Annotated in this window: 15 protein-coding genes; 9 read left to right on the top strand and 6 right to left on the bottom strand. The window is 31.0% G+C overall.

Annotated features, from left to right (window positions below; all coding sequences use genetic code 11):
* Nucleotides 1-118: 118 nt before the first annotated feature.
* From BQ5450_RS05475 to BQ5450_RS05445, 7 genes are all read left to right on the top strand, one after another.
* Nucleotides 119-2,326, top strand: a complete 2,208-nt coding sequence (locus BQ5450_RS05475) for a pilin N-terminal domain-containing protein (protein ID WP_071126216.1) — start codon at nt 119-121, stop codon at nt 2,324-2,326.
* A gap of 137 nt (nt 2,327-2,463) precedes the next feature.
* Complete coding sequence (locus BQ5450_RS05470) at nt 2,464-3,690, top strand: LPXTG cell wall anchor domain-containing protein (protein ID WP_234346999.1); 1,227 nt, start codon at nt 2,464-2,466, stop codon at nt 3,688-3,690.
* A gap of 41 nt (nt 3,691-3,731) precedes the next feature.
* Complete coding sequence (locus tag BQ5450_RS05465; protein ID WP_010245704.1) at nt 3,732-4,652, top strand: class C sortase; 921 nt, start codon at nt 3,732-3,734, stop codon at nt 4,650-4,652.
* Nucleotides 4,636-5,463, top strand: a complete 828-nt coding sequence (locus BQ5450_RS05460; RefSeq protein ID WP_071126214.1) for a class C sortase — start codon at nt 4,636-4,638, stop codon at nt 5,461-5,463. The genes BQ5450_RS05465 and BQ5450_RS05460 overlap by 17 nt, the downstream gene beginning before the upstream one ends.
* Complete coding sequence (locus tag BQ5450_RS05455) at nt 5,453-6,274, top strand: class C sortase (RefSeq protein WP_071126213.1); 822 nt, start codon at nt 5,453-5,455, stop codon at nt 6,272-6,274. Before BQ5450_RS05460 ends, BQ5450_RS05455 begins: the two co-directional genes overlap by 11 nt.
* A 163-nt stretch (nt 6,275-6,437) precedes the next feature.
* Nucleotides 6,438-6,686 (top strand): type II toxin-antitoxin system RelB/DinJ family antitoxin, encoded by a 249-nt coding sequence (locus tag BQ5450_RS05450; RefSeq protein ID WP_071126212.1) that lies wholly within the window; start codon nt 6,438-6,440, stop codon nt 6,684-6,686.
* Nucleotides 6,683-6,952 (top strand): Txe/YoeB family addiction module toxin, encoded by a 270-nt coding sequence (locus BQ5450_RS05445; protein ID WP_071126211.1) that lies wholly within the window; start codon nt 6,683-6,685, stop codon nt 6,950-6,952. Before BQ5450_RS05450 ends, BQ5450_RS05445 begins: the two co-directional genes overlap by 4 nt.
* 121 nt (nt 6,953-7,073) lie before the next feature.
* On the opposite strand, the gene BQ5450_RS05440 is transcribed toward BQ5450_RS05445, so the two are convergent.
* Complete coding sequence (locus tag BQ5450_RS05440; RefSeq protein WP_083379728.1) at nt 7,074-8,540, bottom strand: alanine/glycine:cation symporter family protein; 1,467 nt, start codon at nt 8,538-8,540, stop codon at nt 7,074-7,076.
* Nucleotides 8,541-8,549: 9 nt separating this feature from the next.
* Nucleotides 8,550-9,479, bottom strand: coding sequence for a glutaminase A (glsA, locus tag BQ5450_RS05435; protein WP_010245722.1), 930 nt, complete (start codon nt 9,477-9,479; stop codon nt 8,550-8,552).
* Between the two features lie 144 nt (nt 9,480-9,623).
* On the opposite strand from glsA, the gene BQ5450_RS05430 reads away from it, so the two are divergent.
* Nucleotides 9,624-10,373 carry a hypothetical protein gene (locus BQ5450_RS05430; protein ID WP_071126210.1) on the top strand — a complete coding sequence of 250 codons (750 nt, stop codon included), beginning with the start codon at nt 9,624-9,626 and terminating at the stop codon, nt 10,371-10,373.
* A gap of 231 nt (nt 10,374-10,604) precedes the next feature.
* Here the strand turns inward: BQ5450_RS05430 and ypfJ are convergent, their stop codons facing one another.
* Nucleotides 10,605-11,438, bottom strand: coding sequence for a KPN_02809 family neutral zinc metallopeptidase (gene ypfJ / locus BQ5450_RS05425; RefSeq protein ID WP_010245729.1), 834 nt, complete (start codon nt 11,436-11,438; stop codon nt 10,605-10,607).
* Between the two features lie 127 nt (nt 11,439-11,565).
* On the opposite strand from ypfJ, the gene BQ5450_RS05420 reads away from it, so the two are divergent.
* Nucleotides 11,566-12,210: an aspartate/glutamate racemase family protein gene (locus BQ5450_RS05420; protein ID WP_010245733.1), complete on the top strand. Its 645-nt coding sequence runs from the start codon at nt 11,566-11,568 to the stop codon at nt 12,208-12,210.
* A 367-nt stretch (nt 12,211-12,577) separates the two neighbouring features.
* Here BQ5450_RS05420 and BQ5450_RS05415 read toward each other — a convergent pair whose 3' ends face one another.
* The 3 genes from BQ5450_RS05415 to BQ5450_RS05405 all read right to left on the bottom strand — a co-directional run bounded on the left by BQ5450_RS05415 (nt 12,578) and on the right by BQ5450_RS05405 (nt 17,342).
* A complete protein-coding gene (locus BQ5450_RS05415; protein ID WP_010245736.1) occupies nt 12,578-14,467 on the bottom strand; it encodes an ABC-F family ATP-binding cassette domain-containing protein in 1,890 nt (629 codons plus the stop codon).
* A gap of 442 nt (nt 14,468-14,909) precedes the next feature.
* On the bottom strand, nt 14,910-15,659 hold the full coding sequence (locus tag BQ5450_RS05410) for an IclR family transcriptional regulator (RefSeq protein WP_010245738.1): 750 nt from the start codon (nt 15,657-15,659) through the stop codon (nt 14,910-14,912).
* A 609-nt stretch (nt 15,660-16,268) separates the two neighbouring features.
* On the bottom strand, nt 16,269-17,342 hold the full coding sequence (locus BQ5450_RS05405) for an NAD(P)-dependent oxidoreductase (protein ID WP_071126209.1): 1,074 nt from the start codon (nt 17,340-17,342) through the stop codon (nt 16,269-16,271).
* Between the last annotated feature and the right edge of the window lie 8 nt (nt 17,343-17,350).

Genomic DNA, 17,350 nt, shown 5'->3' with positions numbered 1-17,350 from the left:
TAAGATAAGTTTGAGAGCAGTTTTCATTTCTGCTCTCGGATTTATAATTTTTTTAAAAACACAAAGGTAATAATTTGCGTTGGCAAATAATTATAGAAAAATTATAAGGAGTTATATTATGAAAAACAAAAAACTTTTATCGCTAATTTTAGCATTAGTGATGATGGTGGGAGTTTTCTCACCACTAACAGCTCTAGCGGCTGGTGAAGATGAAGGTGAAAAACCTACTGCAAACACAGTAAAAAAAGAAGACATGGTTGGTACTATAAGTTCTAATGATGTTCAAAAAGCAAAACCAGATAACACTACATTAACTATCCACAAATTAGTTGCTGATAGTTATAATGGTGGTGTTCCTGTTGATCACAATGGAGGTTCTTTAACTAATGAACAATTAGGAAAATTAGGTACAAATGTTAAAGGCCTTTCAGGAGTTAAATTTACAATCTATAAGATTGAAAAAGAAGATGATTTCAAAACTATTAAAGAAGCTTCTCCTAAAACAGTTGAAGCTATGAAAACTTATGTTGACGGTGGAAAAGCTACTCTAGCAACAGCTACTGGTCTTACTAATGGTGAAACTAATGCAACTGGATCTGATGGTTCTGTAACTGTAAATCTGCCAGATGGAAATTATTGGGTAGTTGAATCCGAAAGACCTTCAAGAGTAACAAGTTCACTTGCAGTTCCATTTGGTATTACTCTTCCACTTCTTAACCAAGTTAAAGTTGGAGATAATGAAGCTGGAACTATGTATATGAAAAATGTTCACGTATATCCAAAGAACACTGAAAAGAAACCAGAAATGGATAAATACTTTGGTGAGCCAGTAGAAGGAACAGAATCAAAGAAACTAACTAAAAATCATGAAATGCATCCAGATTATCAAAAATATCTAGAAAAGAAAAAAACAATCGATGCAAGAGTTGGTTCAAAAGTTCCTTATGAAGTAAAAACTTCACTAAAAGCTGGACAAAAATATACAATATTATCATGGTCAGATATTATGACTACAGGTCTAAAATATGACCAAGGTAGTCTTCAAGTAACTTATAAAGACAACGAAAATGCTGAAACAATAGTACTTGATCTTAAGTCAACTAATAAAAAAGAATTAGTTAGTCAAAGTCAAAATAAAGAATCAGATTTTGGTTTTGATTTAACAATTAAGGATGAAGAAACAATTAAAGCTATTAATGAAGCTTTAGCTAAAGGTGATGTAGAATTTACATTAAAATACACTGCTACATTAACAAATGATGCTGTAGTTGATTTACCAGAATCAAACAACATTACATTTACTCCAGGTGAACCAACACATAAAAATGATAATGAGCCAATTAACCCAACTAATGGAGAATTAGCTGTTACAAAGACTTGGGCAGAAGGAACTGCTCCAGAAGGAGTTCTTGTAACTTATATCTTATTTGAAGGAGAAAATCCAGTAGCTTCTGTAACATTAAATAAAGGTAAAATTGAATCAACTAGTTTACCAGAAGGCGTTACAGTAACAAATAATGGTTATAACGTAACATTTAAAGGTTTAGATAATAATAAACAATATAAGATCGAAGAGTTTGCTAATGGATATGATCCAGAATACACTTCAGCAAATGGAGTAAAGAATAAAGTTAACCCTGATACAATTACTCCAACTCCACCACAAGTAGAAACTTATGGTAAGAAATTTGTTAAAACTGATGATACAACTGAAAAGAATAGATTAGCTGGAGCTGAATTCGTTGTTAAAAATGGTACTGGTGAAGGCGCTAAGTATTTAGTTGCTAAAACAGGTGATCAAATAGCAAAAGAACAACAAGCAGTTAAAGATGCAAAAAAAGCATTAGATACAGCAGTAGAAACATATAATAATTTAGAAAAAGCACAACAAACAGATGATGAAAGAGCAAAAGTAACAGCTGCTCAAGAAGATTACAACAAAGCAGTAAAAGCAGCAGGAAATGTTTATGAATGGGGCGATAAAGCCAAGGCTATAACTCTTGTTTCTGATGGTCAAGGTAGATTCGAAATTACAGGACTTGTAGAAGGAACTTACTACCTAGAAGAAACTAAAGCACCAGAAGGATTTGCAAAACTTACAAGTGATGTACCTTTCACAGTTAATAATAAATCTTACACAACAGGTGGAGAAAAAGCAATTGACTATGTTCCATCATCAAATAAAAATGATGCCCAACAAGTAGAAAATAAGAATTTAACTATCCCTCAAACTGGTGGTAAAGGTACTATTCTATTTACTATCGTTGGTATTGGATTAATGGCTGGTGCTATTGTTGCCATGAAAAAGAACAAGGAAGAAGCTTAATTTGTTAATAAGTATTAGTTTATTGTTGTCAATTGCATTGGCAATGTGAACTTGGTTATTTTATAATGTTTGTTGAATAATTATTAATATTGAAGGGGACTTCCCCTTCTGTTACATATTTTAAAAGAGAGGTAGAAATGAAGAAATTTAATAAGTTAATAATTTTATACATGGTGGCGATTATGATCTTCCTACCTCTTAGAGTGTTGGGAGCATCATCTGTAACCATAGATATAAATACTAAAGAGAATCTTAGTAAAAGTGATTTAGATGGAAGGACTGTTGCTATTTGGAAAATAAATCCAAAGTTTATTGACACTTCCATGGAAAAATCTATGATAAATTCTATTTTGGAAAATTTTACCAATGATGAGCTTGATAGACAGCTTGAAAATTTTTCTTATAAATGGATAGTTCATCCAAGGGAAGAAAATAATTATAATATTATTTTAGAGGATCTTGATCATGGTCTTTATTATGTGAGAGAGATTGGAGGAGAAGATAGAGATAGATTCCTTCTTCCCTTTGTGTTTTCTCCTGGAGAAACGAATATTATAGATGTGAAGTGGGCAAAGAAAGAAACTCCTCCACCTAATCCAGAAAAACCTCCTCATAAACCGCCTGAAGAGGAAGAGAAAAAGAAGAAGGACAATCCTCCCGATTCTCTTTTGTTAAAAAAAGTTGATGAAAAAGGAAGTTCTCTTGCTGGTGCAAAGTTTACTCTTCACTATGCAAATGGCGATTTTGTAAAGACTAAAAATGGCAAAGTTGATGAGAATGGTTCTGTTGAGGAATTTGTAACTGATGACAGTGGTGAAATTTTAATTGAAAGTATTGAGCCTGGTGCTTACTTTATGAAAGAAGTTGAGGCACCAAAGGGTTATGAGATTACAAATGACAAGACTATTTTTGCTATGTTTAAGGATGACAAAAAAGTTGTCACTGTTGAAAATAAAAGAAAGACTGGAACTTACAAGTTTTTCAAAACTGATGAAACTAGAGAAACTGGTCTTGTGGGGGCAAAGTTTGTAATAACTGAAGATGTTAATAATAAGAACAAGAGAATTCAAAGGGATGGAAAAGATTTAGTTCTAAATTCTGGAGAAGATGGCAATTTTGATTCCACAGAACTTCCTTATGGAACTTATTATATTTGGGAAACTAAAGCACCAGATGGTTACAATCTTCTTGAAGGTGGATTAAAGTTTGAGATTGATGATGATTCTGACGAAGAAGTTCTTTTTATTGAAAACAGCAAAAAATCTCCACTACCTAAGACTGGCGACATAACTTTAATTGTTCTTGTAATTGCCGGTGCTATTATGATAGCTTTGGGTAAATATTTAGTTAAGGACAAAAATTAAAAAAGGGCCTTTGGGCTCTCTTTTTATTTTAGGGAGAAAAAATGAAAAAGAAAAAATCTGATAAACTTTTTATATTTATTTTTATTTTGGGGCTTGGGATTTTGTCCTATCCAATGGTTTCTGATTATTATTATAGGATTGAGGCAAATTCTCAGATTGAAGATTTTAAAGATGCAAGATCTCTTTTAAGTGATGAAGAGATAGCTGATAGGATTAGGCTTGCAAAGATTTATAATGATGAGCTTTCTAATGTTATAAAAAAAGATCCTTACAGTGAAAAGGACAAGTCAGATGCTCTTTCAAATTATGCGAGGATGCTTGAACTTAGGACGAAGATTGGAGTTGTAAAAATTCCTTCTATTGATGTGGAACTGCCAATTTATGCTGGGACTAATGAGGAAATTTTACAAAAAGGTGCAGGACATCTTGAGGGGACAAGTCTTCCAATTGGTGGAGCTTCTACTCACACTGTTATCACCGCACACTCTGGTCTTCCAACTGCAAAACTTTTTACTGATCTTGAAAAAGTGAAGATGGGTGAAAAGTTTTATATTGAAAATATTGCAGGGACTCTTGCATATCAAGTTGACCATATTGATGTCATTGAGCCAAGTAATTTTGAGCAGCTTTTGGTGGTAAAGGACAAGGACTATGCAACGCTTTTAACTTGCACACCTATTATGATTAATACTCATAGACTTATTGTGCGAGGTCACAGAGTGCCTTATGTGCCAGAAGTTGATGATGATATTATGAGGGACAAGGGTAAAAACCTTGGCATTGATAAAAGACTTGTTGCCCTTTTAATTTTTGCTATAATTATTTTAGCGAGATTTATTATTTCTAAGATAAAAAAGAAGAAGAGAGAACTTGAAAGGGCAAAAAACATTGAAATGGCAAAGATGAATTCCACTAATGGATATAATAAGATAGAGGGAGATGACCATGAAAGAGAAGATTAAAAAAAATTGGAAAATAATTGTACTTTTTGTCATAGGTCTTTTGATTGCAATTTATCCCGTTATCTCCAACTATTATTACACAGTGGAAAACAACAACAAAATAAAAGATTTTGAAGAGGCTGTGCAAAAGTTGCCCGATGAAGAAGTAAATGAAAGGATGGATCTTGCAAAGGCGTACAATGAAACTCTTGATCCATCAAGACTTGCAGACCCATACACTGAAAGAGAGAAAAAGGGTGTAGAAAATTATGCAAGGATGATTGAAGTAAGAGAAAAAATTGGTTACATTGACATTCCAAAGATTAACCAAAAAATTCCTGTTTATGCTGGTACTTCTGAGGATGTTTTGCAACACGCTTGCGGTCATCTTGAAGGGACAAGTTTACCCATAGGTGGAGTGGACACTCACGCAGTTATAACTGCACACAGGGGTCTTCCTCAAGTTAAACTTTTTAGGGAACTTGACAAGCTTGAAATTGGCGATGAATTTTATTACACAAATGTGAGAGAAACTTTGGCATATCAAGTAGACCAAATTCTTGTAGTTGAACCATGGGATTTTGAACCAGTGCTTGTTGTGGAAGGCAAAGACCTTATGACCCTTCTTACTTGCACACCTTATATGATAAATTCACACAGACTTCTTGTTCGAGGTCACAGAGTTCCTTATATTGAGAAAAAAGCAAAAGAAGATAGTGTTAAAAAGGGATTTGATTACAAAACTTTAATTGTGCCAACAGTTATATCTTTGGCAATTATTTTTACTATTTATTATTATATAAAACGCAGGAGGAGAAAATATGAAGAGTAAGGGTAGAGTGGTCTTTGGATACTTTTTAATTATTTGCGGAATACTTCTGCCACTTGTTGCTTTTTCTTCAATGTCATATAGGGAGATAATGGCAAATAGAAATTATAAAGAATTTGTGAAAGATAAAAAAACTTTGACAAGGGAAGTTGAAAATTATAATGAAAGAGTTTTAAAGGGCGATGGCAATATTATTGACCCATTTAAGAACGAAGACTATGAAGGTTATTATGATATAGAAGGTTTGGATAAAGACGAAGTTTTTGCCTATCTTATTATTCCAAAGTTGGAGATGAAAAAGCCAATTTATCTTGATGCAACTTATGACCATTTGGACTGGGGTGTTGCCCAAGTTGAAGGGACAAGCCTTCCTCTTGGAGGAATGTCCACAAGGGCTGTTATAGCTGGTCATAGAGGTTGGTGGGGCGACCTCATGTTTTACAATGTTGAAAAGCTTGAGGCAGGCGATGAAATTTTAATTGACGGCAGAACTGGGCTTTTAAAATATGAAGTTGTGAATAAAGAAGTCATTGACCCAAGCGAATGGCAGAGAGTGCTACCAATAGGAAATAGAGATATGATTACACTTTTAACTTGCCATCCCAAAAGACCACCTAGACCAAAAAGACTTCTAATTAATGCACAGAGAGTGGAAGAAGTCCCAGAGAAAAAATTAGAAAGTAAAGAAATAACAAAGGATAAAAATACTTCCAATTTAAAATATGCAGTCTATGGAATAACATTAGTGGGATGGATAAGTTTTGTAATTGTATTTAGAAAAATGATTGGATTTTTGAGAGGTAATAGAAGATAATTTTATAAATTTGTTAAACTATGGGTTTAGGCTCATAGTTTTTTTGCGTAAAGTTTTCGCATTGTAGACTAGATTATTTAGAGAAAATTTTATTTTAAATATTTGTAGTATAATTATTTACAAATTATATAATTATGCTAAAATAAAGTTGGGAGTTGATATTGTGGCACAAATTAATATAAGAGTAGATGATGATGTTAAAAGAAAGGCAGAACTTGTCTGTCAAGATATTGGAATTTCTTTATCTTCTGCTATTAATGTTTATCTAAAAAAGATGGGAAGAGAAAGTAGAATCCCATTTGAATTATCAATTGATCCTTTTTATAGCAAAGAAAATATTGAATATTTAGAAAATAAATATGATGATTATAAAAATGGAAAATTAGAATTTGTTGAAAGAGAAATAGAATGACTAGGATTAATAGTATAAAGTGGGATTTTGAAGCATGGCAAGATTATTTATATTGGCAAAAGAATGACAGGGTAATTTTTAAGAGAATAAATCAAATTATTAAAGATATAAAGAGAAGTCCCTTTGAAGGAATAGGAAAGCCTGAGGCATTAAGAAATAATTTGTCAGGACTTTGGAGTAGAAGAATCAATAAGGAACACAGGGTTGTTTATTTAATAGAAGAAGATACAATTGTTATATTTCAATGTAAGGGTCATTATAAGTAAGGATAGATTTGTTAAACTATGGGTTTAGGCTCATAGTTTTTTTATTTTATGTAAAAAAAATACCAGAGTTAAATAATAGCTCTGGTATTAAGTCTTATGGTTTTAATTATCTGATTTGTTTTTATTTATCCCAAGCTGTTATTTCATCAATAAATAGTTCTAATTCTTTTACATCTCTTGGGTTGAATACTGGGTCTTTGCCGTCATTTCTTTGTTTAATATAATCATTGTAAACTCCAACGGAAATTTTTCCAAGGGAAATTAATACTATTAGGTTTATTACTGCCATGATACCCATGAATACATCTCCTACATTCCATACGATAGAGAAGTCGCCAATGCATCCTAAGATAACTGCTATTAGGACTAATATTCTGTAAATTGTTAGTGAGTTTTTGCCAAGGTCAAGTTTTAAAATATTATTTTCTCCGTAGTAATAGTTACCAATAATTGATGAGAATGCAAACATAAGTACGCAGAATGTTAAGAAATAATTTGCCCAATTTCCTACTTCATTTACTAGTGCTGCTTGTGTTATTTCTAGTCCCTTTAGGTCAGATGCATAGATGCCTTCGCCTGCTAGGATTACTACGAAAGCTGTTGCTGAACATACTAGAATTGTGTCAAGATATACTCCAAGTGCTTGGATAAGTCCTTGTTTTGCTGGGTGAGATACATCTGCTACTGCTGATGCGTTTGGAACAGCACCCATGCCTGCTTCGTTAGAGAAAAGTCCACGTCTTATACCATTTAGTATTGCTGTTCCAAATAGTCCGCCAAAGCCTGCTTTAAGATTGAAAGCTCCGCCAAATATTACGCCAAACATATGTGGAACAAGTTTAATGTTTTTAATTATTATAAATAGAACTACGCCCATATAAATGATTGCCATAACTGGAACAAGTAAACTTGTTACATCAGCAATTCTCTTTAGTCCACCAAAGATAATTATTCCTGCTAAGATAATTAGGAAAAGAGCAACTATTTTTTTGTCAAGATTAAAAGATGAATTAAATCCTGCTGCAATTGTGTTTGCTTGCATTGCGTTAAAGTTAATACCATATACTATTGCAATTACAACTGAAAATGTTGCTGCAAGTTTAGGCTTTTTAAGTGCTTTTTCCATATAAAAAGCAGGGCCACCTTTGAAAGTTCCATCAGGATTTTTTTCTTTAAAAACTTGTCCCAAAGTATTTTCTACAAAGGATGATGCTCCTCCTATTAGTGCTGTAATCCACATCCAGAATACTGCACCAGGGCCACCAATGGATACTGCTGCTGCAACTCCAACTATGTTACCTGTACCTATGTGAGATGCTGCAGAAATTGTAAATGCCTTGAAAGGTGAAATTGAATTTTCGTCTTTTGCAGGTGTTGCAATTAATTTTATTGCGTGATTGATATTTGATATTTGTCCACCTTTAATTTTAAATGTATAATAAAGTCCAATACCAAGTAGTAGTGGTATTAATAGATATGTATAGATGACATCACTAAGTAGACCTGTGGTCATGGAGAAAGCGTCGCTATACATTTTTTGTGCATTTAAGCTTCCTATTTCATGAATAGTTTCGATTATATTTATCATGTTTACTCCTTATAAAAAAATATTTAAATTTAAATCCTTTGATAAAATTTTCAAAAGATTTTTTCCTCTAACACTGTTGCCAGACTCATCTAGTCTTGGAGAATAAGTGCAAATTCCACATTTTCCAGGGACGATGCCAAGGATTGCTCCGCTGACGCCACTCTTTGATGGAATTCCAACATTTAATAAGAATTCTCCACTTTCTTCATACATCCCGCATGAAGCCATTTGTGCTAAGACAATTTTTACAGTTTCTCTGGAGATCATTTCATCACCAGTTACAAGGTCAGCACCTCCATTTGCAAGGACTGCACCTAAGTGGGCGAGTTCAGTTGCATTTATACCAATAGAACAATTTCTTATATATAAGTCCAATACTTCTTCTGCATCTAGAGAAAATATTTTTTTACTTCTAAGGTAGTATGCAATGGATCTATTGACATCAGTTGTTTCCATTTCAGAGGAATAAATTTCTTCCAAAAATTTAATTTTTTCGCTGTCAGATAATTTTTTAACCATATTTAAGACTCTTTCAAATTTTTCATCAACGTCTTTACCAACTATTAGTGAAGCGGTTGTTATTGCACCAGCGTTAATTAGTGGATTTGAAGGTTTGTCATCAATTGGTATAAGTGAATTAAATTTGTATTTAGTAGGTTCTGTTCCGACTTTTTCGAAGACATCGTGAATAGTATTGTCATTAAGTGCCATTATTAGAGAAATAATTTTTGAAATGGATTGCATAGAAAATCTAGTGTCCACTTCTCCAAAATTATAGACATTTCCAGCTGTTGTAACGATACTTAGGGCAAAACCATCTGGGTCTACATTTGCAAGTTCTGGTATATAAGTTGCAAGTTCACCTTCACCACAAAATTTTTCACTTTTTTTAATAGACTGTTCAATCTTTTCGATTACTTTTTCTTTCTTTAAAAACATAATTCACCTCCTTAGCCGGAAACTTATTATAGCACAAAAATGAAATCGATTCCACAAAAATTTCATAAAAGTTACAAATCCTAACAAAGTTTTGAAATTTTTACTTATTATGGTAAAATAAAAAACGAAAAGGAGGGTGATCAAATGAGAGATTACAAGTATAGTTCAGTTATTTTATGGCTTCTTACTGGTGGAGTTTTATCAATTATTTTTAATGCAATAATGGAAAAAATGGGAGTTCATGCAGGAGATTATGAAATTTTTCCAACATTTATTTCTTGGATAATAAATTATATTATCTGTGCAGGACTAATTAAAAATAGAATGGGAAGTTATGGGGATTATTTTTCTAATATAAAGACTATTAATTTAAAAGTTTTTTTGATGAATATTTTTATTGGTTTAATAACTTTTGCAATTTATATGCTTTTTCTAGTTGTTACAGTGGAGGGAGTAAATAAAAGTATAAATGATGAAAATGTAACTAGGTATCTAGTTGGATTTATTCCTTTTGTAGTAGTTTATACTATCATTTCTCTTATTTTTGCATATTCTAATTTTATTTTAGCAGATGAAAAATATAGAGATCTTGGATTTTTTGAAACTTTTTCTTTTATAACAAAAACTGGATTTGGTTTAATTGGAAAGACTTTTAAGACAATACTTAGTACTTTTAAAATTCCTCTTATTGTAATAATTGCCGCATCAATTATTGGTCTTGCAACGGCAAATAAAATGCCAATTACTTCAATAGGTTTATTTCCAATAATTATGATAGCAATAGTAGCTTGTTTTTTCATAGCACCAAATTATTTGGCAAAAATTTCAAATATTTATTTGGATAAGTTTGGGAGCATAAGATTAAATGAAAGTGTAGAAAATTCTGAAATTTGATTTTAATAAATAATTTTAACTACGGGTATTTGACTCGTAGTTTTTTTGAAAAGTTTTAAGTTTTGTAGAATTTTTATTAAAAATTAATGTCACTTATTGTCATAAATTCGTCTTTGTAATTTTAGTTTTTTTAAGAATAATAATTTTATTTGCCCTTTAAACTATAAAAGTTTGACAAATAAAGAGTATAAAAATAGAACTGTGAATTAGTCTTCCACAGTTCTATTAATTTTATAATTCTTTTGCACTGAAGGTATCCCAATTAGACAAGTCACCTGTTTCGTAACCTTTTTTAAACCAGCGAGTTCTCTGTGCACTAGTTCCATGGGTAAAAGATTCTGGCTTTACATGACCTTGTGATTTTTTTTGAATTGTATCATCTCCAATTGACCATGCGGCAGAAATTGCTTCATCGATGTCACCTGGGTCAAGATAGCCTTTGTCCTTTTGATATCTTGCAACTACACCTGCCAAGTAATCAGCTTGAAGTTCCAGTCGAACTGTAAGTGCGTTTTGTTCTTCTTCGGACAAATTTGCCATTTGTTCTTGGTACTTTTGCATGACTCCTGTTATAGTTTGGACATGATGACCAACTTCGTGACTTATTACATAGGATAAAATAAAGTCGCCTTCATCAGCACCAAAATCGTTTATTAGGGAATCGTAAAAAGAAAGATCCATATATACTGCTTCGTCACGAGAACAATAAAATGGCCCCATTCCAGCGTTGGCAATACCACAGCCACTTTTTACTTGATCTTTAAAAATATTTAATTTCGGTTCTCTATATTCAATTCCTTCTTTTCCCAAAATATCATGCCAAGCATCTTCTGTGTCTGCGAGAACTACCGCAGAATAATCATAAAGCTTTTGTTCCCTTTCTGAAAGTTCATAATTTTGTTTTGTGCTTTGCCCACCAGATCCAAGACCAGACCTTACAGCATCTCTTGGACTACCTGTTATTAAAAAAACTATTAGTGCTACTAAAAGACCTCCGCCGCCGAGAGCAACGCCACCCTTACTTCTTCCTACATTTGAACTTTTTCTTCGGCCCTGCCATTTCATAATATCTCCTCCTTTAAGATTTTTACCCAATTCTTTTTAAGGGGAACTATATTGGAATAATTTTTATTATTTACTATAATAAAAGTAAAGTGAAAAAAGTTTTAGATTTAAATTAAAGAGGTGAAAAATGAAAGTTGCAGTTTTCGCAGGAACTTATGGAGATACAAAAATGGGAGAGGAAATACTTGAGGAAGAAGGATTTGAAACTTTAAGTTACCCAATTTCCAAAAATCCAAAGGAGCAGTCACGACTTCAATATTATTCTAGAGAAGAACTCACAACAATTGTCAAAGAAAAAGTAGTTGATGCGAAAAAGAAGGGAGCAGAAAAAGTTTTTATCTACTGCAATTCTCTTTCTATTTCGATTGATGTAAAGAGTATAGAAAATTCACAGGATATAGAAATTATAACACCCATTGATTTTTATAAAAATTTAGATGATAGTTATAAAAATATTATAATTTTGGCGGCAAATTCTAAGTCTGCACATGAAATAGATAAAATAATTTCAGAAAAAAGATTTAGGGACACTATTTCTATTGGGATTTTACCTCTGGTAGAAGAAATAGAGAAAAAAGAAAATCCTGAAGAAATTGTGAAAAAACTTGGGCTAGAAAAACTTTTTCAATTTTTTAATTCAATTGAAGAAGTGCCAGATGCCATAATTTTAGCTTGCACACACTTTCCATACATGAAAAAAGAATTTGAAAAACTTACAGATATAAAAATTCTTGATCCTGCTGATGGAATGGTTGAAAGACTAAAGAGTTAACTTTACAAATTTGTAATTAAAAATTTTGGACAAAAAAAGCATCTAGAAATCTAGGTGTTTTTTTGTTTCTAAAATGCAAGAAATTGTTTTAAATATATAAAAAGATAAAATAATATAGTTTATTAAGCTCACAAATGTGGATGATTTTTTTAAAATTGTGGATAAGATTGTATATCTTCTGTAAAAATTTAGTGAAAAATTTGAAAATAGAGAGATTTCTTGTGTATAATGATAATTTTATCAAAATGTGTATGAAATGTGCACTATTTTTAAAGACAAATGTTTATATACCTGTGGATAATGTTAATAACTCTGGGGATAAAGTAGTCATCACAAAAAGATTGTGGAAGAAAATTTTATAACTTTTTTATTCTTCTTCTAATTCCATCCAAGATTCGTAAAGCTCATCGAGAGTATTTGCAAGGGTTTCACGTTTTTTGGATAAATTATTTGCTAAATTAAAATCGTTGTAAGTAGCACTATCTGCAAGCTTATTATCTATTGTGGATAATTTTTCTTCAAAATTTGCAATTTCACTTTCTAAATTTTCTCTTTCTTTCCTTAAAGCTTTATTTTTCCTTCGCTCTTCTCTCTCAAGTTTTTTCTCCTTGGCAATTTCTGTCTTAGATTTATAGTTTCCATCTTCTAATTCAACTTCAGTTGTCTTTTCAAGATAATAATCGTAATTGCCTAAGAAAACATTTATAGAATCATTTTTCATTTCAAAAATTTTGTCCACAGTTTTATTTAGGAAGTATCTGTCGTGAGAAATAGATAGAACAGTGCCCTCGTACTTTAAAAGGGCATCTTCTAGAATTTCCTTAGAGTCAATGTCCAAGTGATTTGTTGGTTCATCAAGTACTAGAAAATTTGCACCTTTTAACATAATTTTTAAAAGAGATAATCTTCCACGCTCTCCACCAGAAAGCTCGTCAATAGTTTTAAAAATATCATCCCCAACAAATAGAAATTCCGCCAAGTATTTTCTTATCTCAAAGTGTTCAAGTTTTGGAAATTCATCCCAGATCTCATCCATTACAGTTTTGTCTAAGTTGAGATTGTCCAGTTCTTGATAGAAAAAGGCAATGTCAACATTTGAGCCAATTTTAACTTTGCCAGAATTTGGAGAAATTTCACCTGCAATTATTTTAAATAAAGTTGATTTGCCCACACCATTTGGTCCAATTAAACCAATTTTGTCATTTTTATAGACAAAGGCATTTAAGTCATGAAAAATTAAGTTGTCGCCAAAGGATTTTGAAAGGTCTTTTATCTGCAAAACATCTTTTCCAGAAGTTTTATTGGTCTTAAAGGAGAGATTAGTTTTTTTATTAGAACTGGGCATTTCAATTCTTTGCATTTTGTCTAACATTTTTTTTCTGCTTTTTCCCTGTTTAATAAATCTGTCACGACCAAGGCTTAAGTATCTTTTAATGATTTCCTCTTGCCTTTTGATTTCCTTTTGTTGATCCTCGTATTGTCTTTTTAAAACTTCAAAGTCCTTTTTCCTCTGCTTCACATAATTATCGTAATTGCCAGAGTATGTTTTTGTAGCACCATTTTCAAGTAAGACGATTTTGGATACAATGTTGTTTAAAAAATATCTGTCGTGACTTATTACAATTATTGCCTTGTCGATGTCTTTTAAATATTTTTCAAGCCAAGAAATTGCATCAATATCCAAGTGATTTGTAGGTTCGTCAAGAAGCAACAAATCAGCATCCTCAAGAAGAAGCATTGCAAGAGCCACGCGAGACTTTTGACCACCAGATAGTGTTGCAATATCTTTTTCAAAATCATCTTCACTAAAGCCAAGACCAATTAAAGTACCCCTAATTTTGGAATGATAGGAGTAACCATCTCTTTTGTGAAATTCGTCTTGAAGATTTTGATATTTATTTAATTCTTCGTCTAAATTATCGGGGTTCTCTGCAAGAATATGTTCTTGCTTTCTCAGACTTTTCTCCAAATTAATTAAATCAGAAAAAATAGAAAGGCAATTTTCATAAATGCTGCCCTTTTGATGTAAATTCAACTGTTGTTCTAAGTATCCTATTTTTAAATCTTTTTTCCTAAAAATTTCTCCATCATCGCAGGACAAATTTTCTGTAATTATATTAAAAAGAGTGGACTTTCCGCTGCCGTTAATCCCAATAAGGCCAATTTTATCCCTTTCTTCAACTATTAAATTTGCATCTTTAATAGTATTTTCGTCAATGTAAGATTTTTTAATATTTGTTAAGCTAAGTATTGGCATAAAGACCTCCTAAATATATTTTAACAAATAATGAATCTCATTAAAAGATAAAGACATTGTTAAACATTGAAAAAGACCTGCACAGCAAGTCTTTTTTATAAATTTTCTATAAAATTTTTTCCCAAAGTATAAATTAAAGGTCTTTCCTTTATGACTTTTATAAGACCATCTTTTTCAAGTTCCTTTAGTTCTCTAATTTTTTTGTTTTATTATTCAAATTAAAAATAATGTTATCTTTATTTTTATTTTTGCAGTATAAAGTGTATAAACAATCCATAAATCCTCAAATAAAATCAAAAAAGCAGCAAATTTTAATTTTATTTTGAATTTTTTAATAAATAAAATCAGAAAAATATCAAAGTTTGATTTTATTTTTAAGCTTTTGGATTACAAAATCAAAAAATTTAGGAAAATAAAAAAGTTGCGTTTATTGACACAACTTTTAAATTTCAGAATAGCCTAAATTTTTTGAAAATTCAATGCCGCAGTTTTTCACTGCTTCTATATATTCTTTTTTACTTTCTTCTGTGACTCTTTCTCTTGGAATTACTACTCCAATTGCTCCCACTAAGTCATCCTTATAATTAAAAACAGGAGCACCAATTCCAATAGCTCCTTCAATATATTCAGAGTCAGAAACAGAAATTTTGGACTTTCTTATTTCCATTAAATCTTTTTTTAAAGTTTCCTTGTTCACAGAAGAATCCAAATAATCTGCAAGATTTTTTTTCAAATAATTTTCAATATATTCATCAGATTGAAAGGCAAGTATAGTTTTTCTAATTGCACCCTTATGTAAATCAATTTCAATACCAAAATTTTCGACTATTTTAAGAGAGTGTTTGCCCTCAGCTTTAGAAATCATAAGTCCTTTGTCGCCAGATTTTATGATAAAAAAAGAATCCTCTAGAGTTAAGTCAGATAATTTTTCTAAAATATTTCGCCCAACAGCTTGAGGATCTATTTTTGCAGAAGCTTTAATGCCAAGAGGAATAAGAGCAGGACCTAGGGAGTAAAGATGAGTCTTTTCGTCCTTAGACACGTAACGAACCTCTATTAAAGTTGACAAAATTCTGTGAGCAGTACTTGGTGGAATATCTAAAGATTCAGAAATCTCTGCAATAGTAAGCTCACGATTTTCATTTTTTAATATATCTAAAACATTGGTTGCCTTGACTAAACTTTGAATCATTTTTTCACCTTCCGATAAAATTATATCATATTATGGAAAGTATTTCACTAGAGGAAAATTAAAGGGAATTAGTTATATAAATTAAAAAAGTCGGATAATATTGTATCCGACTCAAAATTATATAAAGAAAGGGTAAAACGCGGTTTGATGTATTTCACAAGAATTAATTTATTTTTAGATTTATCTAAAATAATAAAGTCCCATCCAGTAAAAGTCGTATTGCAATAATTGGTAGTATTCAACTTCATATTAAATAAAAATAAAGTTTTAAAGTTATTTTGTGAAATATTATTTTCTAAATAGGATTGTAAATTTAGATGGGACATTATTAGCTCGAGATTTGAAGCTTTTTTTAATTTATACAATTTATTGTTTTCAAAAAAACTAAATGCAGTGTAAACTTTTTTGTCATTAATCTTATATTCATATAATTTTATTTCGTCTGAGTCGTTTAAACTGTGAAAAGTGTTCTTGTTTTCTAGTGTTAAAGAGTTAGGATTCTTTAAATTCAGAATTCTATAAATATAGTTCTTTTCTAGATATAAGTCTATTGAAAATAATAAAAAGTTTAGTAAAACAATTAAGAATATAAATAAAAGTGATTTATTTTTACTCCTCATAATATGGTAGTTGCTCTTTAAAGCCTTTTTTGTCATGGAGATACCAATATTTTAAGTGTTCTATAGCTTCGTGAGCTTTGGATTTAGCAGCTAAATCAGAATTGAACCCTTGATGAGCTTGTACATAAAAATTTTCTTTTGATGAAATTGCACTGTTAATAATTTTTTTAGCAGCCAAAACATCAATATCATTGGATTTATTTTGGTTTTTCAAATCCTCTGTTAGTTCAGATTCATGACTAAATACATCTAATCCTAATCCCAAAATTTTCTTTTCGCTATATAGTTTTAAAAGAACACTTTCAGGGGCAATTTCTCCTCTAGTAACATTTATAAAAATGAAATTTTTTTTATTTTTTCTCAAATATTCTTCACTAAAATAATTTACATTGTAAAATTTAGAATTTTTTATTTTTGTTAAGTTCATGACATTTACTATGATGTCAGAGTTTAAAATTGCATCTTCTTTATTTATAAAATTAAAATTTTTGTATTTTTCTTGAGATTTTAATTCTTCGCTCCTAATATCTACAGCTTGAACATTAAATCCTACATCTTCGAAGTATTTGTATACCCTAGAGCCAATTTTGCCAACTCCATAGACCGTTACAGTTCGGTTCTCACTAATTTCCATAAAAGAATTAGTTTTATTTCTTTCAAAGGACTGAGTGTTTTTAACGTATTCATTTAATAAGCCGCAAGTACATAGTCCAAATTTTAGAGCAGTTTGAGCAACTGCATTAACACAATATTCCCTAAGTGAAGCGATGTTTAGATTATCTTGATATTCTTCAAGGTGATCATAACCTGCACTTCTTGTGATTACATTATTTTTAGTTTCACTATTTATATAATCAGAAGGTAAAATTGAGTGAGTCTTTGTAGTAATTATCTCAGGTAATTTAATATTATTTTCTGATAAATATTCCTGAACTGTCAGAGGAGTTATAAGTGATTTAAAATCTTTTGGCAAAATATTTTCTTTTATTAAATTATTTGTTTCTATCTCCAAATAGTCAGCTTCTTTTCCTAAAGCTTCAAAATGTATAATATCGTAATTCATAAAGCACC

Origin of the sequence: Peptoniphilus lacydonensis (assembly GCF_900106515.1) — a bacterium.
Classification (GTDB): Bacteria; Bacillota; Clostridia; order Tissierellales; family Peptoniphilaceae; genus Peptoniphilus_A; species Peptoniphilus_A lacydonensis.
Note: the sequence above shows the minus strand (reverse complement) of the source record. Positions and strands in the feature narration are given on the sequence as shown.

What these genes read in the sequence shown, in the direction of transcription:
- BQ5450_RS05465 (WP_010245704.1), top strand. Translation starts at nt 3,732, where the DNA reads ATGAAAAAGAAAAAATCTGATAAACTTTTTATATTTATTTTTATTTTG.
- BQ5450_RS05455 (WP_071126213.1), top strand. Translation starts at nt 5,453, where the DNA reads ATGAAGAGTAAGGGTAGAGTGGTCTTTGGATACTTTTTAATTATTTGC.
- BQ5450_RS05420 (WP_010245733.1), top strand. Translation starts at nt 11,566, where the DNA reads ATGAAAGTTGCAGTTTTCGCAGGAACTTATGGAGATACAAAAATGGGA.
- BQ5450_RS05430 (WP_071126210.1), top strand. Translation starts at nt 9,624, where the DNA reads ATGAGAGATTACAAGTATAGTTCAGTTATTTTATGGCTTCTTACTGGT.
- BQ5450_RS05445 (WP_071126211.1), top strand. Translation starts at nt 6,683, where the DNA reads ATGACTAGGATTAATAGTATAAAGTGGGATTTTGAAGCATGGCAAGAT.
- BQ5450_RS05470 (WP_234346999.1), top strand. Translation starts at nt 2,464, where the DNA reads ATGAAGAAATTTAATAAGTTAATAATTTTATACATGGTGGCGATTATG.
- glsA (WP_010245722.1), bottom strand. Translation starts at nt 9,479, where the DNA reads ATGTTTTTAAAGAAAGAAAAAGTAATCGAAAAGATTGAACAGTCTATT.
- BQ5450_RS05415 (WP_010245736.1), bottom strand. Translation starts at nt 14,467, where the DNA reads ATGCCAATACTTAGCTTAACAAATATTAAAAAATCTTACATTGACGAA.
- BQ5450_RS05475 (WP_071126216.1), top strand. Translation starts at nt 119, where the DNA reads ATGAAAAACAAAAAACTTTTATCGCTAATTTTAGCATTAGTGATGATG.
- ypfJ (WP_010245729.1), bottom strand. Translation starts at nt 11,438, where the DNA reads ATGAAATGGCAGGGCCGAAGAAAAAGTTCAAATGTAGGAAGAAGTAAG.
- BQ5450_RS05410 (WP_010245738.1), bottom strand. Translation starts at nt 15,659, where the DNA reads ATGATTCAAAGTTTAGTCAAGGCAACCAATGTTTTAGATATATTAAAA.
- BQ5450_RS05440 (WP_083379728.1), bottom strand. Translation starts at nt 8,540, where the DNA reads ATGATAAATATAATCGAAACTATTCATGAAATAGGAAGCTTAAATGCA.
- BQ5450_RS05460 (WP_071126214.1), top strand. Translation starts at nt 4,636, where the DNA reads ATGAAAGAGAAGATTAAAAAAAATTGGAAAATAATTGTACTTTTTGTC.
- BQ5450_RS05405 (WP_071126209.1), bottom strand. Translation starts at nt 17,342, where the DNA reads ATGAATTACGATATTATACATTTTGAAGCTTTAGGAAAAGAAGCTGAC.